We start from the raw sequence: 22,023 nt of genomic DNA, 5'->3' as shown, positions 1-22,023 counted from the left end.
CGAAGATCATCGCCTATCTCGGTCGCCGTTACGGTGGCCGCGGCGGACCCAGACGGACCTTCTAGCGACATCCCGCAGACGGGCTCTGCCGCAGTGAGAGGGTTTTCGACGATCCTCCTGCGCCGGGAATTCATCTTCCTGGCGCTCGCGATCCTGCTGGGCGTGGCGGCGGTCGCGGCCTACTGGGCCTCGCGTGCCACCGTCCTGACCGTTGCGGTCGCGCCTCGCGACGGGACCGAGCCAGCCCTGATCCAGGCCTATGCGGATGCCTTGACCAAGCGGCATAAGGAGATCCGCCTCAGGATCCTGGCTTTCGACGACGTGCGTGACAGCGCCGAGGCCCTGCGCGACGGCCGTGCCGACCTGGCGGTCGTCCGGCCGGACGTCGATCTGCCCGACAACGGCCTGACCCTCGCGATCCTGCGGGATCAGGCCATGATCATCGCCGCGCCGGACGGCTCCGGGATCACGCGGTTTCCCGATCTCGACCGCAAGCGGCTCGCCATCCTGGCCCACCGGGACGCCGACGAGGCGCTGATCCGGGCCCTGCTCGGTCATTACGGCCTGACGCTGATCACGACCGAACCGCAGGGCGCTGTGCCGCCGCGTCATGTGGCTCTCGTGGAGATCGCCGAGGCGGACCTGGCCGACGCCATCGCCCGCAAGCGCGCCGACGCCGTCATCTCGGTGATCGCGCCGACGGCACCGGCGGCGCAGCGCATCGTCACCATCGTGCAGAAGTCGAGCCGGACACAAAAGGTGTCGTTCGTCGATGTCGAGAACGCCGATGCGCTCGTCGCACGCCTGCCGCGGCTCCAGGTCGTGACCATGCCGGCCGAGACCTTCGGCGGTAGCCCCAAGGTCCCGGCCGAGGACGTCCACACGATCGGGGCATCCTATCGTCTCATGGCCCGGACGACCCTCCCGCGCTCGGTGGCGGCGGATGTGACCCAGCACCTGTTCGAGCTGCGCAGCGGCATGGCGAACGCCACGCCGGCCGCCGATTACATCCAGGCGCCGGCCTACGACAGCACGGTGGGCGCGACGAGCGCGCGGCTGCCGATCCATCCGGGGGCGGTCGACTATTTCGAGCGCGAGCAGTAGAGCTTCATCGAGCGCTACGAGACCTGGATCTACCTGATCGCGTTCCTGGGCGGCGGCATCGGCTCCGGGGTCGCCTGGGTCGGGCAACGCCTGTCGCGGCTGCGTCGGGAGCGGGTGGAGGAGGCGACCGATCGCCTCCTGGAGATCCGCCGGGAGGCAAAGGATACGTTTGACGCGGCAAGACTCCATGTCTTGGCGCGGGAGATCGACGATCTCGCTGGCGAGATCGCCAAACATGCGCTCGAGCGTCCGACCGAGGCCAGAACCCTGTCGGCCGCGTCGATCGCCATCGACGCGGCCCGCTCCACGATCAAGCGTACGATCGCGACGGGACGGTCGGGAAACGCGACCGCTGCTCTTTTCGACGACATGGCCGGACCAATCTCCGCCGCGGCGGAATGAAACCATTGCGGCGGCTGAACGCTGCATCATCCGGGCCGACGAGCCCGATCGAAGGAAGGACGACGCGATGAGCAAGGGATACCCCTCCATGACCGCACTGCTGGGTCTTCTGGCGGTGGCCGGCTTTCAGAACCGCGACAGGATCGCCGAATGGTTGGGCGGCCACGGCAAGGAGACCGGCCGCTCGCCGATCCCGCAGGTTCCGGGCTCGACCGCCGGGTCCAGTGCGACGATCCCGGCGAACCTGGAGCGCGTGCTCGGTGGCGTCGGCTCCGCCGGTGCGGGCGGCCTGATCGCGAGTGGCCTCGGCGAATTGATCGAGCACTTCACCAAGGGCGGTCACGCGGACACCGCACAATCCTGGATCAATCACGGGCCCAACCGCGATCTCCCCGCCGCCGACCTCGAGCGCGCCATCGGTCCGGAGACCCTGGCAGCGCTCGAGCAGCAGACCGGCCTGAGCAAGAGCGAAGTGTTGGCCCGCCTCTCGCGGGACCTGCCCTCGGCGATTGATCGCTACTCGCCGGACGGGCGCCTGCCGGCACTCGGCTGAGCGGCACCGCACCGGCCGTCGTGGCGGCGCAAGGCCGCCGCGACGGATCCTCCTGCGCGCCTCGATTCGCGCCGAAAAAGCGCATTGCTTCGCCCGGAGCCGCCGCTACTCGATCAGCTCGTCGGCCTTCGCCATCAGCGACGGCGCGATCGTCAGGCCGAGGGCGGCGGCCGTCCTGAGATTGATGACGGTGAGAAAGCGCTCGCTGGCCTGCACGGGCAGGTCGCCGACGACGGCGCCACGCAGGATCCGGTCGATGTAGCCGGCCGCCCGCTGCACGTCCTGAACCACGCTGGTCGTGTAGGCGGCGAGACCACCCATCCGCACCTGCGCCGCGTAGGCGTAGACCGCGGGCAGGCGATAGGCCGCCGCCAGATCGATGATCCGCTGACCGTAGACCCCGGTCACCGCGTCGGGCAGCGCGATCAGTCCGCCCCCGGGCTTTCTGGCGAAGGGAATGATCGCCTGCGCGATCTCGTCGGCGTTGTGGATGCCGGCGATCCGCGCCTCGATGCCCAGACCGGGGCCGACCCGGGCGAGTTCGGCCGTGTAGGCCGCCAGGCGGGCTGGATAATCAGGATTGATCAGGGCGAGCGCGCGGGTGACGTCCGGCTTGAGTTCCTTGAGGAGCTGGAGCCACTTGCCCACCAGGGTGAAGTCGAAATTCGTGAACCCGGTCAGATTGCCGCCGGGCCGCGACAGGCTGGTCACGAAGCCGGCTCCGATCGGATCCTGCAGCATCATGAACACGACCGGGACGGTTGTGGTCGCCCGCTGAAGCGCGGTCGCCCCGACGACGCCCTGCGCCAGGACGACATCGGGCCTTTGCGCCAGGATCTCGTTCGTCTGCCGGCGCAGCGTCTCGGCGTCGCCGTTCCCATAGCGGAGATCGACGGCGAGGTTCTGGCCCCAGATCCATCCGGCCCGTTGCAGGGTTTCCCTCAGCGTTTCGACGATCACCGGACTGTCCGGATGAGTCTCACCGTAGACGAGGAGGATCCCCAACCGGCGTTGGCCCCCGGATTGGGCGAGGCCCGATCCCGGCCACGCCGCCGCGCCGCCCAGACCCAGGAGCACGTCGCGTCGTCTCATGCCGGCATCCCCGCCGGCACCGGCTCGCGGGCGCGCGCCGCCGCGCCTTCAGCGGATCTCGATGCGTGTCCCATTCGATCCGTTGAGCAGGCGTTTGAGGTGGTAGGCGGCCACGCCGTCGTCGGGGCGCAGACCGACCAGGGCCGCGAAGGACGGGAGCGCCGCGGCCTCGCCGGCTTCCAGCTTGGCGAAGGCCTCCTGATAGCGGGTCAACGAGGCCGCATCGTAGACGGCTTCGGTCAGCGGCTCGAAGGCGCGCAAAGCCTCCTGCTTGCCGCGCAGGAGCAGGTCGCCGAGCGGCCGGCCCCGGAACTGGCCGGCGCGGATCACCACGCTCTCGCTCACGCAGATCCGGGTCCCGAACGCCTTGTTGGCGTTCTCGAGGCGGGCCGCCGTGTTGATGGTGTCGCCGTAGGCCGTGTAGTCGAAATAGCGGCCGCCGCCGAAATTCCCCACGATCGCCGGCCCGGCATGCACGCCAATCCGTGTCATGCCGATCTCGATGCCCCGTTCGCGCCAGGGGACCCGGAACGCCTCTGCGGCCTCGTCGAGGGCCAGCGCGCAGGCAACCGCGCGGGCCGCGTGGTCCGGCTGATCGCCCGGCGCCCCGAACAGGACATGGATCGCGTCGCCGACGATCTTGGCGACGGTCCCCTCGTGGGCGAAGACGACGTCGGTCAACTCGGCGAAGTAGCCGTTGAGGATTTCGGCCAGCTGGGTCGGGTCGAGGCTCTCCACCAGGCTGGTAAAGCCCGCAATGTCGGTAAACAGCGACGCGACGTCCCGTCGGTGGCCGCCGAGTTCCAGGCCCGACGCATCCCCGGCGAGCTGCTCGGCGAGATTCGGCGAGAAGTAGCGCGCGAGCGACGCGTGCGCGCGCTCGGCGAGCGATTGCCGCCGCCGTCCCTCGCGCAGCGCCTCGACGTGCCGCAGCGTGCGCGCGATCGTGGTCTCCAGATCCACGAAGTCGATCGGCTTCGTCAAAAAGTCGAAGGCGCCCCGGTTCATCGCGGTGCGGATATTGGCCATGTCCCCATAGGCCGAGACGATGATGGTCGTCGGCCGATCGGCGAGTTCCTCAAGCTTGGCGAGCAGCGTCAGCCCGTCCATGCGCGGCATGTTGATGTCCGACACCACGAGGTCGATGTCGCGGTTCTCCGACAGGCTCTCCAGCGCCTCCTGCCCATCGTGCGCGAACAGGAACGTGACGAGACCCTGGCGGATCTGACGGCGGAACTTCTGGCTGATCAGCGCCTCGAGATCCGGCTCGTCGTCGACCACGAGGATCTTGGCGCAGGGCTGGCCCGGATTCATTCCGTCCCCGCGATCGTGGCGAGCCTTCGGTCGATCTCCGCCTTGAGCAGGGCGAAGTCGATGGGCTTGGTGATCAGCCCGACCGCGCCCGCGGCCTCGACGGCCTCGCGCGTCGCCGCGTCGCCATAGGCCGTGATCATGATCACCGGTACGTCGGGCCGGGCAGCCCGCACCAGCGGGAGGAGTTCCAGCCCGGTCATTCCCGGCATGTTGATGTCCGAGAACATCAGGATCAGGCTCGGGCCGTCCGAGGCCGCGATCCGGGACAGCGCCTCCGGTGCCGAATGCGCGAACGCCATCTCGAAGCGCCCGGCCTTCAGCTCGCGGCGGAACTGCTGGCGGAACAGGTCGGTCACGTCGGGTTCGTCATCGACGACGAGGATCAGGACGTTCATGGCTGGCTCTTGGGCTCGGCCGCAAAGGCGGGTGTGGGTGCCGTCGCCGGCGCAGCCGCCCCAGCCCCCTGGCGCGGCAGCACAATCGTGAATTCGGTGAAGGCGTCGGGCTCCGTGGCGACGTCGACGGTGCCGCCATGCTGCTTCACCACGATATCGTGGCTGAGGGACAAGCCCAGCCCGGTGCCCTCGCCGGCCGGCTTGGTGGTGAAGAACGGGTCGAACATCTTGGCCTTGACGCTCTCGGGGATCCCGGTGCCGTTGTCGCGCAGGCGGATCTCGACGCTGTCGCCGCGATCCCGGGTTGCGACCGACAGGGTCGGCGCATAGCCCGGAACGGCGCCCTCCGCCTTCTTCTCGGTGGCGTAGAAGCCGTTCGACATCAGGTTCAACAGGACACGGGTGATTTCCTGCGGGTAGAGGTCGGCGATGCCCGCCGCAGGGTCGTAATCGCGGGCGAGGGTCACGTTGAAGCCGGGCTTGGCCGCGCGGGCGCCGTGATAGGCCAAGTTCAGGCTCTCCTCCACGAGGGCGTTGATCTCGACCGGGCGGTGATCGCCGGAACCCGTGCGCGAGTGCAACAGCATGTTCTTGACGATCGAGTCGGCGCGCCGTCCATGCTGGACCACCTTATCAAGGTTGCCCTTCAGAAGTTCGGCGATTTCATCGACCTCGTCTCGGGTGTCCGGGTCGATTGCCGCGTGCTTGAGCACATCCCGAAGCTCGTCCACCAGCTCTTTCGAGAGCGAGGCGAAGTTGTTCACGAAGTTCAGGGGATTCTTGATCTCGTGGGCGATGCCCGCGGTGAGCTGCCCCAGCGAGGCGAGCTTCTCGGATTGCACGAGGCGACTCTGCGCCCTCTGAAGGTCGTCGAGGGACTGGTTCAGGTCGCGGGTCCGCTCTTCGACCTTGGCCTCAAGGGTCTCGTAGGATTCCTGGACGCGACGCGCCATGGAATTGAACCGGTGGGCAAGAGTCTCGATCTCGTCGCCGGTTCGGATCACGATGCGCTCGGACAGGTCACCGGCGCCGAAGCGCTCGGCCCCGTCCTCGAGCTGACGGATCGGGATCACCATGCGCCGGGCCAGGAAGGTTCCGGCCACGCCCGCCATGAGAACGCCCAACCCCATCAGCGAAATCGTCTGGATGATCGATTCGGTCAGGGGTTCCATCGCCTCGCTCAGGGACAGCTGCACGAACACGATCCAGTCGACCCGCGGGACGACGGCATGCGCGGCCAGCACGAGCCCGCCGCCAAGCCCGCTGGTGATCTCGTAATCCTTCGCGCCTGCCTTTCCGGACAGCGCCCCCGCAACCTCCGGCAGGCTGGACAGGTCGGTGTCGCGCAGGACGAGGCTGAGGTCCGGATGGGCGATCAGGCGCCCCGTCGCGGTCGTCACGAAGGCGTAGCCGTCCCTGCCATTGCGGATCGCGCTGACCACGTCCCAGATCAGCTTCAGATTGACTTCCGCAACGGTCACGCCCGGATCGCGCCCGGCATGGGCGACCGAAACGGTCATGTACGGCTCGGATCCGCGCCGAAAATAGACCGGCCCGAACCAAGTCTTGTCCTTGAGCGCCTGGGTGAAACGCGACGCGGTGGAGAAGTCCTTCCCGCTGGCGACGACGTCCGGCTCGAGGCGCGAGACCCGCAGCTGTTCCTTGCCGCTGGGATCGAGATAGGCGACCTCGGTGATGGCCGGGGCCTGCCGCAGCAGCCGGATGAAGTCGTAGCGCTGTTGCTCGAGGGGGACCCGCCGCCACTCCGCCCTTGTCGTCCAGCCGATCTGGCTCTCGATTTCCGAGAGGAAGGCCTCGACGCGTTCCGCGGCTCCGCGCGCCTTCTCGCGCTGGACCTCGATCGCCGTCCGCTTGGCATCCTCGAAGTTCAGAGACAGGTCGACGACGCCGTTGATAAGCAGCACGAGGGTCACGAGGCCGACGAAGGCCACCGCGAACTTTCCGGACAGCGGAAGCCGGAACCGCTTCGATGCGCCGTTCAGATCGGGAGCCGCGCCGAGCGCGCGAAGGCTCGTCATTCGACGATCTCGTCAGCCTGGGCGAGAAGCGCCGACGAGACATCCAGCCCCAGGCTGCGCGCGGTCTTCAGGTTCACCACGAGATCGAACTTCGTGGGGGCCTGAACCGGCAGGGTGGCGGGCGTGTCGCCGTGCAGGATACGATCGACATAGGCGGCCGCGCGGCGGACGGCCTCAACGGTGTCGGGACCGTACGACATCAGCCCGCCGCGGTTGGCGAAACGCCGGATGGCGAACACGGTCGGGATCCGGTGACCGGCCGCCAGCGCCACGATGCGGTCGCCGTTGGCTTCGCTGAAGGTGCCGGGCGCCACGATGAGCCCCGCATCGCCCTGCCGTGCGAGTTCCGCGATGACGGGCTCGATGTCGACGGTGCTCTGGACCATCGCGACGGCGGGTTCGATTCCAAGGGCGGCGGCCGCGCTCCTGAAGGGATCCGCGTAGAAGTTGCTGCCTCGTATCTCGCTGCTCGGGTTTGCCAGGAGCGTGACCCGCCGGAGAGTCGGAACCGCCTCCTTGAGGGCGGCCAGCCATTTGCCGCCGAGCGACGACTCGTACAGGGTGAAGCCCGTGATGTTCCCGCCCGGGCGCTGCAGGCTCGCAACGTAGCCGAAGCCGACGGGATCGGACGCCCCGACGAACACGATCGGGATCTTGCTGGTCAGTGCGGACACGGCCGTGAGCTGGGCGCTCAGATACGTGAAGATGACGTGCGGTTCTTTCGCGACCAGATCGGCTGCGAGCATGCGCGTGCGTTCGCGGTCGGCTCCGCCCCACTGATCCTCGACCCGCAGGGCGCCTTGACCGTGATCACGGAGGGCCGCGTGAAAGGCCGCCGATAGGGCGCGGCCTTCGGCATCGTCGGCCGCGAATGGCCAGAGCGCCGTCACGTGCGCCTGTTGCGCCTGCGCGCGCGCGCCGCGGGGCCACGCGGCCAGCGCCAAGGGCAATCCAGCGATAACGCTCCGCCGCCTCATCCGCACACCGCGCCAGCCCCACCAGCATCGGCCCGCGCCGCACGGGCTCGGACGCGCGGCCATGGGAGCCGCTCTGGCGATCGAGCGCGGACTTTAGTGCAAGCCCGGACCTCGCACCACGCGCAGGCCCAAGAGCGGTTATCAAAATGCCAGCCGCATGCCGCCCACGATGTTCCGCAGCGCACCCGCGAAGACTGATCCCGTGGTGGTCATCAGCGTCGCCGCGTTGTTCTGGAGACCGCTCGCGCCGCTGATCGTGTCGGCGCGATTCGGTGCCGAGGCGACATAGATCGTGTCGAAGACGTCGCGGACCTAGAGACAGACACTCAGCCGCTTCGCAGACCCGCCGGTCAGCTCGGTCGCGGAATGCACGTTGGGAGGGTCCAGGTCTTCGGTAGGGCTTCGAGGAAGTGAGGCTTCTCACCCGCGAGCTCAGGTCGGTCGACGGAGACGAAGCCGACGTCGTCGGCGCCCGCCTCCAGGCAAAGGGCGCGCAACCATTCCGGGTCCAAAGAGGCTGGCGCGCGAGGCGGTTCGCTCCCGTAAATTCGAACGTCGGGAGGGTGTTGGTCGAGCCGAGACATGTCGATCTCGTGAAGCCAATCCGCACACATCGAGGCGAGGCCACGCGAAGCGGTCGGTTATTTTATCCGATCAAGCGGCGCATCGAATATCCGCCGCCAACGGCGTCGGATGTCATGGGATCATTCGTGACGTGCATTGGCTCGGGAAGCATCAAAGCTTGGGTCAAGCTTGAGGATGGCCGAGAGAATGCCCGCCCGACCCTCGCGGATATTTCGAGCGAGGTTCGCGGCCCTTCCTGGGAACTCGGATCCGAGGATCGTCGCCAGAGAAGGACCCTGCGCGGGCTGCGCCGCCGCCGCAGAGAACCATGACAGGGCATTGTCCGTGTCGTCGTGCCAATGGAGAGCCTCGAAGCCGCTCCGCTTCAGGGCTTCCTGCGTGGCATCGGCACGCAACACGAAGCTCGTCGCGTCATCCAATGCCCAAGGTACGGGGTAATGCAGTTCGCCTTCGCGCATCACCACGTCATAGATGGCAAGGCGGCCGCCCGGCCGGAGCACGCGTCGCGCCTCCCCGTATAGCCGGTCGCGATCCGATATGTTCATCGCGACGTGCTGGAGGAACACGACGTCGAAAGCCTGATCCGGGACCGGAAGGTCGAGGGCACTTCCGAGCTTGAACGTGACGCGATCAGTCAAGCCGCATCGTTGTGCCAAGTAGGCGGCGGCCTCGACGAACTCCGGACTGAGGTCGACACCGACGACCTGGCACCCATACGTCGCCGCCAGGTAGCGGGCGGGACCGCCGAGGCCGGATCCCAGATCCAGAACCTCGGTCTGCCCATCGATGCCTGCAAGGCCAGCCAGTTCGGACGTGGCTGCGAGGCCGCGCGTGTGGAACTGGTCGAGCGGCGCAAGCTGGTCGACCGTGAGACGCTGCGCGCCGGGGGCTAGGTCCGCCAGCAACCCTATGATGCGCGCTGTCAGGTTGGAGGGGCTGTAGTGCTCCCTGACCGCCTCGATGAGCGCATCCATGACCTTCTCCCTTGACCATCGATCCAGCAGAGGTGCATATGCACCATACAAGGTGGACAGTTCAGACGTCGCAGCTTCGGATCGCTGCGGCGCCATCGGCGAGGGCCTTACCCGTCTACCAGCTCCTGGATCACGGCAAACTGGTGTATATGCACCTTGTGGTCAAGCGGTTCTTCCAGCTTTGCCGGCGATGCCAAATCATCGGCGAACGGCCATGGGCACGAATGCGACGATTATGGCCGGTGATGCCGCGGCGGACCGGCAGCGATCTGTGCGGCCGGTCGGATCGTGGCCGGTCAGGCTTTCGCCACGGCGCCGTACAGGAACACTTGGACACAGTGGCGAGCCCGCGCCGTGATCTCCTCATGGGACGGCAGTGCACGCTGTTTCATCATTGCCGCCCTCTGCGGCTCCATCGCCATCATCCCCCGAAGCATGCCCGCCGCCATGTCGGGATCTTCGATACTGAGGATTCCTCGCTCGCATTGCTGGCCGAGATAGGCGGCCAGAACCCGCTGCGTCGCCACGACCGCATCCGTGAAGAAGGTGGTCGCCAGGTCCGGGAAACGGTCGCTCTCGGCGATGACCAGCTTCTGGATCGCCACCGTGTCCGGCGACAGGGTGAGAAGGCCGTACTCCTCCATGATCCGACCCAACGCCGTGGCGACAGGCAGCGCGTCCAGTGCAGCAGGATCGACCGCCAGCATGAACCGCGAGATGCGGTCCGTCACCGAACTCTCGAAGAGGCCGGCCTTGTTCGGCACGAGACGGTAGAGCGTCTTCTTCGACACGCCGGCCGTTTGGGCGACGTCGTCCATGCTGGTGCCGGCAAAACCGTTCGCCATGAAGGCCTGCCGCGCCGCCTCGGCGATGAGGCGGCAGGTCTCGTCGTCCGTCCGGGTCGGCGGACGGCCGCGGGAGCGGCGGGCGGACGGGGCCTGAGGATCCATCAAATAAATCTCGGCGGTTCGATTGACTCCGCAGATTATAGGAACCATTTTGGAAACTAGCAAGTTTCCAAAATGCCGGGCCGATCCTGAGGCCGGCATCCGCCTCACCAGGAGCAGCGGTCATGTCGAAGCATCCGGACGCATTCACCGTCGAACGCCAAGTCTCGCCGGACGAGGCGCTCGCCTATCCGAAGCTGGTCGCCCAGGCCAACCAGCTGCACGCTCCCGGGAAGGCCCGGGGCGGTTTCCGCCGGATGCTCATGGTCGGCGCGAGCCTCGCCGCAATCGCCGGCGGTTCATACTACGGCTGGGACTACTGGACGGTCGGCCGCTTCAACGTCTCGACCGACGACGCCTACGTCCAGGCCGATAGCGTCACCGTCGCCCCTAAGGTCTCGGGCTACCTCGGCGCGGTGCTCGTCGGCGACAACGAAGCCGTGAGGGCCGGCCAGGTCCTGACCCGGATCGACGACCGCGACTACCGGGTCTCCGTGGATCAGGCGAAGGCCGACGTCCTGGCGGCACTGGCGACCATCGAGAGCAAGAAGGCCGCCATCGAGACGCAGCAGGCGGTCATCGAAGCCGCCAAGGCGACCGTAACCGTCAGCCAGGCCACGCAGGTCTTCGCCGAGCAGGAAAACAAGCGCTACGCCGACCTCGCCTCCACCGGCTACGGCTCCGTTCAGAACGCCCAGCAGGCGGCCTCCCGCATCGCCGCCTCCCGGGCGACGGTTCAGCGCGATGTCGCGGCGCTCGCTTCCGCGACCAAGCAGGTCGGCCAGCTCAAGGCCGAGCTCGCCCAGGCCGAGGCCGCCCTGGCGCGTGCCCGGGCCCTGGAGCACCAGGCGGAGCTCAACCTGTCCTACACGGAGGTCCGCGCCTCGGTGGACGGCGTCGTCGGCAACCGCACGCTTCGCGTCGGCCAGTACGTCAATGCCGGCACTCAACTCATGTCGGTGGTCCCGACCGCGGCCGTCTACGTCGTGGCGAACTACAAGGAGACGCAGCTCACCGATGTCCGCCCCGGCCAACGGGTCACGGTCGAGGTCGACATGTTCCCGGGTCGCACCTTCACCGGCCACGTCGACAGCCTGGCGCCGGCCAGCGGCCAGACCTTCGCCCTCCTGCCCCCGGACAACGCCACCGGCAACTTCACCAAGGTGGTGCAGCGCATACCGGTGAGGATCACGCTGGACCCGGCCAGCCTCCGCACGGGCGACCTGCGGCCCGGCATGTCGGTCGAGCCGGTGATCGACACCAAGGCGCAGGCTCAGGGCCGCCCGGCCGTCGCGCAGGCCGAGTGACGCATCGCCCCGAGGAGGGTTGTCCCATGCCGAACGTCCAGCAATCCGCCGCACCCCAGCCGGCCCGTGCGAGCACCCGCGAGTGGATCGCGGTCACGGCCAGCATGATCGGCGCCTTCATGGCGATCCTGAACATCCAGATCACCAACGCCTCGCTCCTCGACATCGAGGGCGGCATCGGCACCGGCGTGGACAACGGCGCCTGGATCTCGACCTCGTACTTGATCGGCGAGATCATCGTGATCCCCCTGACCGACTACCTCAGCAAGGTCTTCTCGTTTCGCCGCTACATCCTGGTGAACAGCATCCTGTTCCCGCTGTTCTCCATCGCCTGCGCCTTCACCCACGACCTGGGTTCGATGATCGCGATGCGGGGTCTGCAGGGCTTCGCGGGCGGCATCCTGATTCCCATGGCGTTCACCATGGTCCTGACCAAGCTGCCGAAGCCGCAGCAGCCCATCGGGCTCGCGATCTTCGCCCTGGCCGTGACCTTCGCCCCGGCCATCGGCCCGACCATCGGCGGCTACCTGACCGAGAACTACGGCTGGCAGACCATCTTCTACGTCAATGCCGTCCCGAGCGCCGTGATGGTGGTGTCCCTCGCCCTCACGCTCGACCCCTCGCCGATGCGCCTCGCGCTCCTGAAGGAGGGCGACTGGGCCGGCGTCGTCACCATGGCCATCGGCCTGGCGGCCTTCCAGACGGTGCTGGAGGAGGGCAACAAGGACGACTGGTTCGCCTCGCCGTTCATCCTGCGGCTGGCCATCGTCGCCGCGTTGTTCCTGACGGCCTTCGTCGCCATCGAGCTGACGGTCGCGAAGCCGCTGATCAACCTGCGCCTCCTGAAGCAGCGCAACTTCGGCATCGGAGTCCTGGCGAACACGCTCGTCGGCTTCGCCCTGTTCGGCACCGTCTACATCCTGCCCCAGTACCTGGGACAGGTGCAGCGCTACAACGCCGAGCAGACCGGCAACGTCCTGGCCTGGACGGGCCTGCCGCAGCTTCTGCTCATCCCGCTCGTGCCGCTCATGATGAAGCGCTGGGACGCGCGGTACATCGCGTTCGTCGGCATCAGCGTCTTCGCGGCGAGCTGCTTCATGAACGTCACGCTTTCCTACGACAACGCGGGCGATCAGTTCTTCATCCCGAACGTCGTGCGGGCCATCGGGCAGGCGCTCGTCCTGACGCCGATCAGCGCCATCACCACCGGCGCCATCGCCCCGAGCGAGGCTGGCGCCGCATCCGGGCTGTCGAACATGATGCGCAACCTCGGCGGCGCCGTCGGTACGGCGACCCTGTCGACGGTGTTGACCAAGCGCGAGCAGTTTCATTCCAACATTATCGGGCAGTCGATCACCCTGACCCGGGACGAGGTCCGCGCCCGGCTCGAACAGATGACCGACTACTTCATGGCCCACGGCATCGCGGATCGCGCTGTCGCTACGGCGAAGGCCGTCGGCCAGCTTGGCGCCGTCGTGAAGCGGCAGGCCCTGGTCATGGGCTTCAGCGACACCTTCGCGGTGATCGGGGTCATCCTGTCCGTGGCTGCGGTCGCGGTCCTGCTGGCACGCAAATCCGGAGCGGGTGCGGGAGCGGCCGGCGCGCATTGAGACCGCTTCAGGACGACCCGACTCTGAAACCGATTCAGCCATGAACCCTCGAACGTAGGAACACGCATTGGACGCTTCCCCTCACGACGGGTCCCTGAAGTCGCGCAGGCGTGAGCCCATTGGACACCCCCGACTGACCCTGGCGACCTGCATCCTCGCGTCGAGCCTCGCCTTCGTCGACGGGTCGGTGGTGAATGTCGGCCTGCCCGCCCTCGGTCGGGATCTCGGTGGCGGCGCGGCCGGCCTGCAATGGGTGATCAACGGCTACCTCCTGCCGCTCACCGCATTGCTCCTCCTGGGCGGGGCGCTCGGCGACCGGATCGGGCGCCGCCGAACCCTGATCCTCGGGGCCCTCCTGTTCGCGGCCGCCTCGCTGGCCTGCGGCCTGGCACCGAACCTCGCGATCCTCGTCGCCGCCCGGCTCGGACAGGGCGTCGGAGCCGCGCTCCTCCTGCCGAATAGCCTGGCCATCCTCAGCGACACGTTCACCGGAGAGGCCCGAGGTCGCGCGGTGGGCACTTGGTCCGCCGCGGGTGCGGCGACAGCCGCCATCGGCCCGGTTTTCGGAGGCTGGCTGATCGACGGGATCGGCTGGCGGGCGATGTTCCTCGTCAACCTGCCATTGGCCTTCGGTGCCGCTTTCCTGGCCTGGCGTTACGTCGCGGCCGACCGCACCGCCGACGCCGGGCACCTCGATATCGGCGGGGCGATCCTCGCGACGTTCGGACTCGGAACAATGACCTGGGGCCTCATCGTCGGATCCGGACATCCGGGTTTCGACTGGCAGGCTCTGACGCTTCTCGGCATCGGCGCGGCGCTCCTCGTCGGCTTCGTCCTGTGGGAGCGACGCCAGGGCGACCGAGCCATGATGCCGCTCGCCCTGTTCAGCACGCGATCCTTCGCCGGCCTCACGCTGCTGACGCTCCTCCTCTACGGAGCGCTCGGAGCCATGCTCGTCCTGTTGCCCTACATCCTGATCGAGGCTTCGGGATATTCGAGCACGGCCGCAGGGGCGGCACTCCTCCCCTTGCCGCTGGTCATCGCGGTCGGCTCGCCGGTTCTCGGTGGTCTCGCCGGTCGCATCGGCTCCAGGCCCCTCCTGACAGCCGGTCCCCTCGTCGTCGCGGCCGGGTTCCTCCTGCTCCTGCGTATCGGCGAGCACACCGCGTACGTGTCGACGGTTCTGCCCGGCCTCGTCGTCGCGGCCCTCGGCATGGCCTGTGCCGTCGCACCGCTCACGACTGCCGTGCTCGGGTCCGTCGATGAGCGCCACAGCGGATCCGCGTCGGGGTTCAACAGCGCCGTCGCCCGAGCGGGCGGTCTCGTGGCCACGAGCCTCATCGGCGGCATCCTCGCCGCTCGTGGATCCGCGCTGGTCGATGCCTTCCACGGTGCTGTCGTCGCCACCGTCATGGCCTGCGTCGCCGCCAGTGGCGGGGGACTGATGCTGGAGCGCCGGAAGGGCTGAAGTCTGCCCGCGTGAGCGTATCGACCGCCGCTGGGAAATGCACGATGCCCCCGCCCGCATCCGATTGTGGGGAACGGCAGAAGAGACCCGGCCTTGACATCAAGGTGTATATGCACCAATTGAAGGTCATGACATCTCAGGGCTGTCAAGACACAGTGGAGGAGATCCTCGCGGAGATCGGGGGTACCTGCGTCCTCATGCGGACACGCCTGATCGCCCGCGTCGTGACGGCCATCCACGACGAGGCGCTTCAACCGTTCGGCGTCGGTGCCGCGCAGTTCGTTCTGTTGGTCGTCATCGGCAAATTGGGACCGTCGAGTCGGGCAGAGATCGGGCGTTATCACCGCCAGGACCGGTCGACCCTGTCCCGCAACCTCAAGGTCATCATGACCGCGGGATGGGTGGAAGAGGATCCGACCCGCGCACACGGCCGCGTCCGGCCACTCGTACTGACCGATGCGGGCAAGGCGCTCCTGATCCAGGCGACACCCGCATGGCGAGAGGCGCAAGCACAGGCGAAGAAGTTGCTCGGCCAAGCCGGCACGGTCGCCGTGATGGACATCGCCGACAACATCCTGAGCAAGCCGGAGGCCGTCTGAGTTTTACCCGAATTGTTGCATATGCACCAACCGATGAGGCAGAGCCGTGACCCGACTATCAGCCCACCCGGATGCCGACGCACCGGCGTTCAAGGAACACCGCATCAAACGCCCTTTGGGCGATGTCTACGCCCGCGACTATCCGGGCGATGGGCCGGCCTTCGTGCTCATGCACGGCTTCCCCGACAACCTGCATATCTACGACGACCTGGTCCCCCATTTGGTGGCCGCCGGGCGTCGGGTGGTGACCTTCGACTTCCTGGGCTTTGGGCAGTCGGAGAAGCCCGCAGGAGCGCAGTACAGCTTCCGGCAGCAACGCGGTGACCTCGAAGCGGTCGTCGATCAGCTCGGGTTGGAGCGGATCGTCCCGGTCGCGCACGACTCCTCAGGTGCCGCGGCGCTGAACTTCGCCCTCGCGCATCCCGAACGAACCGCCGCCCTCGTTATCCTCAACGCCGCCTTCGCCGCATCGCCGGCCGCGCGATGGCCCGAGCTGATCACCCTGTTCGCAACTCCAAGTCTCGCGGCGCTGTCGGGCGCCCTCATCCAGAGCCCGGAGCAGTTCGGATGGGTCGTGAACTTCCAGCGCGAGGCCTTCAAGCGGCACCTCGCGGACAAGCACAAGGCGCATTACGACGCCTTCCTCGGCCCGGTCATCGACAAAAACTTCCGCGTGGATGGCGCCGGACCGGCCTTCGTGCAGATGACGGCGCAGTTTTTCGACGAGATGGAGCGCAACGCGGCGCGCATCCCCGAGCTGGCCAAGCTCGACATCCCGGCGAAGGTCATCTGGGGTGAGAACGATCCTTACTTCAGCGCGGATCACGCGCGTGAGTACACCTCCTACTTCAGGAACGCTTCCCTCCGCCTCCTATCGGCCGGTCACTGGCTGCAGCTCGACGAGCCTGCCCTCGTGGCCGCGGAGATGCTGTCATGAACCGCCTCTTCGCTCGCCCGGTCGCTCGGGATCTCGCGGGTCGAGGCCTTGGGCTCCTCGCCCTGGCCACCCTGGCGGTCCTGCCTGGCACCGCCCACGCCCAGGGGGGGACCCCGCCGGAAACGGCGGCGTCGCGGGCTCCGGTGCCCGTGCCCACGACGAAGGTCCTCGCCATCGGCAGCTTCACCGCGAAGGCGACCCCCGCGGACTGGCAGAAGGTGCTGCCCGACGAGGTGCGCGCGACCGTGCTTCTCTACCTCGACGGCAAGATCGACCAGTGGTTCGTGAAGCAGGATCAGAGCGGCGTCGTGTTCCTCATGAACGTCACCGACGCCGGTGACGCCAAGGCACTCCTGGAAAAACTGCCCTTCGGCCCGGCTGGGCTGATGGAGTTCCAGCTCATCCCGCTCGGGCCGATCAGCCCCCTGCGGATGCTTCTGAACAATCCGGCCAAGTGAGCGACCGACCGGGTCCCTCGGACCGACAGGAGAGCAGTATGGACTTCGTCGAGACGCTCACGCAGCGCAACAAAGTCTTCGCCGAGCGGACGTTCGCCTCAGGCCTCAAGATGTTGCCGTCCGAGAGAACCATCATCGTCGGTTGCGTCGACCCCCGGGTCGATCCCGTGGATGTCTTCGACCTCGCGCCCGGTGAGGCCGTCGTGATCCGCAACGTCGCCGGCCGCGTCGACATGACGACGCTCCAGACGATGGCAATCCTCAGGAAGGTCGCCCAGGGCGCGGGCAAGGACATCGGCGAGGGCTGGAATCTGATCGTCCTCCACCACACCGACTGCGGCATCAACATCGGGTACCGACTCGTGCCCGACTTGATCGCGGAGTACCTGCGCGTTGACGAGGCCGCCCTCGAAGGCCTGGCCATCACGGATCCCTACAAGGCGGTGGCCGTGGACGTGGCCGCCGTGAAGGCCAACCTCCGGCTGCCCGCCGGCCTCGTCGTCACGGGTGTCGTCTACGACGTCGCGACCGGGCGCGTGGACACGGTCGTGCCACCGAGCCGGCTGCGCCCGGAAGCCGACGCCTGAGCTTCACACACACCACGACGCCCTCGTCCCTGCAGGGCGCGGTCACCGCTGTCGCGAAGGCCTCCCGGCAAACGAGGGGCGACGGATGGTTTCGGTCATGGACGCAGAAGGATGCCGACGATGTCACGCAAGGTCTTGATCGCGGGCGCCACCGGGGACACCGGCCGCGCCGCCGTGAGGTCGTCCATCGAACTCGGCCTCGCCGTCCGGGCGATGGTTCACAAGCGGGACGCCCGATCCGAGGCGCTGGAGAAGCTGGGCGCCGAGGTCGTCGTCGGCGACCTGCAGGAGATCGATACCGTCCGCGCCGCCATGGAGGGCGTCGACGCGGCTTACTTCGTCTGGCCGGTCGCCCCAGGCCTCCTGAGTGCCGCCGTCAATTTCGCCCAGGCCGCCAAGGAGGCGGGGGTCGGGACGATCGTCAACCTCTCGCAACGTTCCGCAGACCGCCACTCGAAGAGCGCGTCGTGCCGCGACACCTTCATCGCCGAACAGGTGTTCGACTGGTCCGGCGTCCCGGTGATCCACCTGCGGCCGACCTACTTCCTCGAATGGCTGCTCTATCCATGGCAGCTCCCGTACCTGAGGCAGGGCGTGCTGCGTATGCCGGCCGGCAAGGGGCGGCACTCACCGATCGCCGCCGACGACCAGGGTCGCGCCATCGCGGCCCTCTTGAAGGATCCCGCGGCCCACATCGGCAAAACCATCCCGCTCTCGGGTCCGGTCGAGATGGATCACGATCAGATGGCCGCCGAACTGTCCGAGGCGCTCGGACGCAAGATTGTCTTTCAAGACCTGCCGGTTGACGAATACTGCGCCTCGCTGGCAGCGATGGGCGTGCCTGCGTACATCGTCCAGCACTTCGCCGGCGCGATGGAAGAGTACCAACACGGAGCCATGTCCGGGGCGGACAACAATGTCGAGCTGCTGACGGGCAAGCGTTCGATGACGGTCGGCGAGTTCGCCCGTGCTCACGCTGACGTCTTGAACGAGGGCTAGAACAAGAAACGACCATACGGCGGCCCGTTCCTGACGACGTGCAAAAACTACGGCGCTGCAGGATTCCGCAGCGCCTGGCCGATGTCCGGCATGACATTGGCTTCCTTTGATATTCCCCGCGAAGGAGACGACCGGTGACCCTTTATCTTCTGGCGTTGCTCCTCGGCGTCATCGCGGGCCTTCGGGCGTTCACGGCTCCGGCGGTGGTGAGTTGGGCCGCGGCCCTGGGGTGGCTCAACCTGGACGGATCGTGGCTCGCCTTCCTGAGCTACCGGTTCACGCCCTACGTGTTCACGCTCCTGGCCCTGGGCGAGTTCGTCACGGACCAGTTGCCGAGCACTCCGAGCCGCAAGGTCCCGATGCAGTTCGCCCCCCGGCTGCTCAGCGGCGCCCTTAGCGGAGCGGCGATCGGCCTGCCATCCGGACAGCTCCTCGGGGGGCTCGTGGCGGGCATCGTCGGCGCCGTGATCGGGACCCTCGGGGGCGCCGCGGTGCGCGGACGCCTCGCGGCCTCCTTCGGCAAGGACCGCCCGGCCGCCTTCATCGAGGACGCGGTTGCCCTGCTCGCCGGGGCGCTCGTTCTCGGAGCACTGTGATGGGACGCCGGTTCGACGCCATCGTCATCGGTGCCGGCCAGGCCGGGCCGCCGCTCGCCGGGCGCCTCACCGCTGCCGGGCAGCGGGTCGCGGTGATCGAGCGCAAGTTATTCGGCGGCACCTGCGTGAACACCGGCTGCATGCCGACAAAGACCTTGGTGGCCAGCGCCTACGCCGCCCACCTCGCCCGCCGCGCCGCGGAATACGGCGTCGTGCTTCATGGAGGTGTGGGCATCGACGCGAAGGCGGTCGCCGCGCGCCAGCAGGGCGTTTCGGCTCGGGCGCGGGCCGGTGTCGAGAACTGGCTGCGCGGCATGGATGGCTGCACCATCTTCTCGGGGCACGCCCGGTTCTTGTCGGGCCATTCGGTATTGGTCGGCGGGGACGTGCTGGAGGCCGAGCGCATCTTCATCAACGTGGGCGGCCGCGCGCATGTGCCGGCCTTGCCCGGCATCGACGCGGTGCCGTTCATGACCAACACCGCGCTGCTGCAGCTCGACACCATCCCGGAGCACCTTGTGGTGGTCGGCGGCAGCTACATCGGGCTCGAATTCGCGCAAGCCTACCGCCGCTTCGGCAGCGAGGTCACCGTCGTGGAGATGGGCCCGCGGCTGATCGGCCGCGAGGACCCGGACGTCTCCGAGGCTGTCGCCGGCATCCTGCGAGACGAGGGCATCGCCCTGAGGCTGAACGCCGAGTGCATCCGCTTCGCGCCCCATGGCGACGGCGTCGCTGTCGGTGTGGACTGCACCGAGGGCGAGCCGGAAATCATCGGTACTCACGTGCTGCTGGCCGTGGGGCGACGCCCCAACACCGACGATCTCGGTTTGGACGCGGCCGGCATCGCCACGGATGGGCGCGGCTTCATCACCGTCGACGACGGCCTTCAGACCAGCGTGCCGGGCGTCTACGCGCTCGGCGATTGCAACGGGCGAGGCGCCTTCACCCACACCGCCTACAACGACTTCGAAATCGTGGCCGCCAACCTCCTCGACGGAGCGAGCCGACGCGTCAGCGACCGGATCCCCGGCTACGCCCTGTACACCGACCCGCCTCTCGGCCGCGTGGGAATGAGCGAGGCGGAGGTGCGCCAGAGCGGCCGACCGGCGCTGATGGGCACCCGTCCCATGACCAGGGTGGGTCGGGCCGTGGAGAAGGGCGAGACAAAGGGATTCATGAAGGTGCTGGTGGATGCCGAGAGCCGCGCGATCCTGGGCGCGGCGATCCTAGGCACCGGCGGTGACGAGGCGATCCACGGCATCCTCGACATGATGAACGTGGGCGCGACCGCGCCGACCCTGCAATGGGCGGTCCCGATCCATCCCACCGTGTCCGAACTGATTCCGACCGTGCTCGGAGATCTCAAGCCACTGTTGTCGAGTGGTGGCTCATCGAACGGATCGACCGAAAGCCCGTGATGGATGGTTCGGTGGCCGCGATGCGGCCAACCCGACAGGTGAGCCTGGACTTGGCAGCGATCCGACATGCCTGACGCCCCTCCGCACGTCGAAGAGCGGGATGCGCTGTTCTCCGAGATCATCCGGCAGAACAATCGCGCTGACCCGTACCCGCTCTACGCGCGGTTGAGGGAGACCCCGGTCTCGCGACAGCGCGATGGCAGCTACGTCGTGAGCGCACACGCGGCGATCCGAAGCCTGATCTTCGACCCGCGTCTCAGCTCCGAGGACCTGCCGCCGTCGAGACGTCCTCACACCGGTAACCCGCTGAGAGACTGGTTCCTCAACCCGATCAAGAACCGGATCGTCACCGCGCATCGCCCGCTGATCTTCCGCGATCCGCCCGACCACGACACTTTGAGACGCTTCGTGATGCGCCAGTTCATGGTGGGGCGGGTGAACGCGCTGCGTGAAGGCATCGTCCGCGAGGTGGATAGGCTCATCGACGCATGGCGTGGCCGCGATAGGATCTGCCTCGTGGATGACTTCTCCTATCCGCTCCCGGTCACGGTGATCTGCGCGCTTCTCGGCGTGCCGGAGGCGGACGAGCCGCGGTTCCAGGCCTGGGCGACGCAACTCGCCACCGCCATAGAGCCGGACGCTCGCCACGATGAGGCGGGTCGACACAGGACGGTGGCGGCCTTCGATGAGATCTCCGCCTACATGCGCGACCTGATTCGAGAGAAGCGGCGGCGCCCGGTCGACGACATGCTGAGCGGCCTTGCCGCCCCGGCCTCCGCCGGAGGCAAGCGCATGGGCGACTTCGACCTGATCGCCACCGCCGTCCTGTTGCTGGTGGCTGGCCACGAGACCACGGTGAATCTCATCACCAACGGGATGCTTCAGCTCCTGCGTCACCCCAACGAGTTGGAGCGGCTCCGCTCCGATCCCGAGCGGTCGCCGCGGCTGATCGAGGAATTGCTGCGCTTTGATCCGCCGGTGCACTTCCGGACCCGCAAGGCGCTGGCGGCTATCGAGATCGCCGGCGAGACGATCCCGAAAGGCGCGCCTGTGATCCTGGTCTTCGCCGCTGGCAACCGCGACCCCGCGCGCTTTGCCGAGCCCGACCGCTTCGACCCCGACCGAGAGGATAACCAGCACTTCGGCTTCGGTGGCGGCCTGCATTACTGCGTTGGTGCGCCCCTCGCGCGGATCGAGGCCGAGATCGCCCTCGTCGCACTGAGCCGCAGGCTCGTATCGCCGCGCCTCTTGCAGGATCCGCCGCCCTACCGTCCCGGTGCCTCACTGCGCGGTCCCCGACAGCTCGGAATTGCCATCGACGGAATCCGATGAGGCGTACCGCTCCGCTTTCGTGAGCGGTCCGGAGAAATGACGATTGGATGGAAGCTGTCGGCCACAGACCTCTGGGCAGAGCGTCCGCTTCGCCGGCTCTGGTATCCGTCACCGGCCGTTCAGCGATCGGCCAGAATACGCCACGACGGATTGCGGTCGCGTGCGCGGCCGGACGTTTGACGACGATCGATCCAAGAGAGCGGGGGCGACGGAGTCCCGGGAAGGCGGAGGCGTAACCGGCACCGGCTCACCCACAGGACAGTAGAGAGACGGTCGAGCCGCGTGCCCCAGGTCCTGGGGAGAGTGCGATCCATGGTTTGGAGTTCGCGC

General features: G+C 67.6%; 19 protein-coding genes and 1 pseudogene. 13 read left to right on the top strand and 7 right to left on the bottom strand.

What is annotated here, in order from left to right; genetic code table 11:
* Positions 1–93 precede the first annotated feature (93 nt).
* Together JOE48_RS08680 and JOE48_RS08675 are read left to right on the top strand one after the other, a co-directional pair.
* Positions 94–1,506 (top strand): annotated as a pseudogene (locus JOE48_RS08680) (TAXI family TRAP transporter solute-binding subunit).
* Between the two features lie 67 nt (positions 1,507–1,573).
* Positions 1,574–2,059: a YidB family protein gene (locus tag JOE48_RS08675; protein ID WP_210029209.1), complete on the top strand. Its 486-nt coding sequence runs from the start codon at positions 1,574–1,576 to the stop codon at positions 2,057–2,059.
* A gap of 105 nt (positions 2,060–2,164) precedes the next feature.
* Here JOE48_RS08675 and JOE48_RS08670 read toward each other — a convergent pair whose 3' ends face one another.
* The 7 genes from JOE48_RS08670 to JOE48_RS08640 all read right to left on the bottom strand — a co-directional run bounded on the left by JOE48_RS08670 (position 2,165) and on the right by JOE48_RS08640 (position 10,484).
* A complete protein-coding gene (locus JOE48_RS08670) occupies positions 2,165–3,151 on the bottom strand; it encodes an ABC transporter substrate-binding protein (RefSeq protein WP_210029208.1) in 987 nt (328 codons plus the stop codon).
* A gap of 48 nt (positions 3,152–3,199) precedes the next feature.
* Positions 3,200–4,465 carry an adenylate/guanylate cyclase domain-containing protein gene (locus JOE48_RS08665; RefSeq protein ID WP_210029207.1) on the bottom strand — a complete coding sequence of 422 codons (1,266 nt, stop codon included), beginning with the start codon at positions 4,463–4,465 and terminating at the stop codon, positions 3,200–3,202.
* Entirely contained in the window at positions 4,462–4,860 is a 399-nt protein-coding gene (locus JOE48_RS08660; protein WP_210029206.1) for a response regulator, read from the bottom strand. Before JOE48_RS08660 ends, JOE48_RS08665 begins: the two co-directional genes overlap by 4 nt.
* Entirely contained in the window at positions 4,857–6,899 is a 2,043-nt protein-coding gene (locus JOE48_RS08655; protein ID WP_210029205.1) for an ATP-binding protein, read from the bottom strand. The genes JOE48_RS08660 and JOE48_RS08655 overlap by 4 nt, the downstream gene beginning before the upstream one ends.
* Entirely contained in the window at positions 6,896–7,843 is a 948-nt protein-coding gene (locus JOE48_RS08650; RefSeq protein WP_245252764.1) for an ABC transporter substrate-binding protein, read from the bottom strand. The genes JOE48_RS08655 and JOE48_RS08650 overlap by 4 nt, the downstream gene beginning before the upstream one ends.
* A 737-nt stretch (positions 7,844–8,580) precedes the next feature.
* Positions 8,581–9,435: a class I SAM-dependent methyltransferase gene (locus tag JOE48_RS08645; protein ID WP_210029203.1), complete on the bottom strand. Its 855-nt coding sequence runs from the start codon at positions 9,433–9,435 to the stop codon at positions 8,581–8,583.
* 296 nt (positions 9,436–9,731) lie between these two features.
* Positions 9,732–10,484 (bottom strand): TetR/AcrR family transcriptional regulator, encoded by a 753-nt coding sequence (locus tag JOE48_RS08640; RefSeq protein WP_312893140.1) that lies wholly within the window; start codon positions 10,482–10,484, stop codon positions 9,732–9,734.
* A 23-nt stretch (positions 10,485–10,507) separates the two neighbouring features.
* Here JOE48_RS08640 and JOE48_RS08635 point away from each other — a divergent pair, with 23 nt between their 5' ends.
* The 11 genes from JOE48_RS08635 (at position 10,508) to JOE48_RS08585 (ending at position 21,693) form a co-directional block, all read left to right on the top strand.
* Positions 10,508–11,689 carry an HlyD family secretion protein gene (locus tag JOE48_RS08635; protein ID WP_210029202.1) on the top strand — a complete coding sequence of 394 codons (1,182 nt, stop codon included), beginning with the start codon at positions 10,508–10,510 and terminating at the stop codon, positions 11,687–11,689.
* 26 nt (positions 11,690–11,715) lie between these two features.
* Positions 11,716–13,299, top strand: a complete 1,584-nt coding sequence (locus JOE48_RS08630) for a DHA2 family efflux MFS transporter permease subunit (protein WP_210029200.1) — start codon at positions 11,716–11,718, stop codon at positions 13,297–13,299.
* A gap of 67 nt (positions 13,300–13,366) precedes the next feature.
* Positions 13,367–14,767: a DHA2 family efflux MFS transporter permease subunit gene (locus tag JOE48_RS08625; RefSeq protein WP_210029199.1), complete on the top strand. Its 1,401-nt coding sequence runs from the start codon at positions 13,367–13,369 to the stop codon at positions 14,765–14,767.
* Between the two features lie 155 nt (positions 14,768–14,922).
* The gene (locus JOE48_RS08620; RefSeq protein ID WP_210029198.1) at positions 14,923–15,366 is read left to right on the top strand and encodes a MarR family winged helix-turn-helix transcriptional regulator; all 444 of its coding nucleotides are present in this window, start codon (positions 14,923–14,925) and stop codon (positions 15,364–15,366) included.
* Positions 15,367–15,412: 46 nt separating this feature from the next.
* Positions 15,413–16,303 carry an alpha/beta fold hydrolase gene (locus JOE48_RS08615; RefSeq protein WP_210029197.1) on the top strand — a complete coding sequence of 297 codons (891 nt, stop codon included), beginning with the start codon at positions 15,413–15,415 and terminating at the stop codon, positions 16,301–16,303.
* Complete coding sequence (locus JOE48_RS08610; RefSeq protein WP_210029196.1) at positions 16,300–16,761, top strand: hypothetical protein; 462 nt, start codon at positions 16,300–16,302, stop codon at positions 16,759–16,761. Before JOE48_RS08615 ends, JOE48_RS08610 begins: the two co-directional genes overlap by 4 nt.
* A gap of 38 nt (positions 16,762–16,799) precedes the next feature.
* Entirely contained in the window at positions 16,800–17,348 is a 549-nt protein-coding gene (locus JOE48_RS08605; protein ID WP_210029195.1) for a carbonic anhydrase, read from the top strand.
* 135 nt (positions 17,349–17,483) lie between these two features.
* Entirely contained in the window at positions 17,484–18,347 is an 864-nt protein-coding gene (locus tag JOE48_RS08600) for an NmrA family NAD(P)-binding protein (protein ID WP_245252763.1), read from the top strand.
* A gap of 134 nt (positions 18,348–18,481) precedes the next feature.
* Complete coding sequence (locus JOE48_RS08595; protein ID WP_210029193.1) at positions 18,482–18,943, top strand: DUF4126 domain-containing protein; 462 nt, start codon at positions 18,482–18,484, stop codon at positions 18,941–18,943.
* A complete protein-coding gene (locus JOE48_RS08590; protein ID WP_210029191.1) occupies positions 18,943–20,361 on the top strand; it encodes an FAD-containing oxidoreductase in 1,419 nt (472 codons plus the stop codon). Before JOE48_RS08595 ends, JOE48_RS08590 begins: the two co-directional genes overlap by 1 nt.
* A 66-nt stretch (positions 20,362–20,427) precedes the next feature.
* A complete protein-coding gene (locus JOE48_RS08585) occupies positions 20,428–21,693 on the top strand; it encodes a cytochrome P450 (protein ID WP_210029190.1) in 1,266 nt (421 codons plus the stop codon).
* Positions 21,694–22,023 lie beyond the last annotated feature (330 nt).

The sequence above is a fragment of the Methylobacterium sp. PvR107 genome (assembly GCF_017833295.1).
Lineage (GTDB): Bacteria > Pseudomonadota > Alphaproteobacteria > Rhizobiales > Beijerinckiaceae > Methylobacterium.
This window is presented reverse-complemented; position numbering and strand designations above follow the sequence as displayed.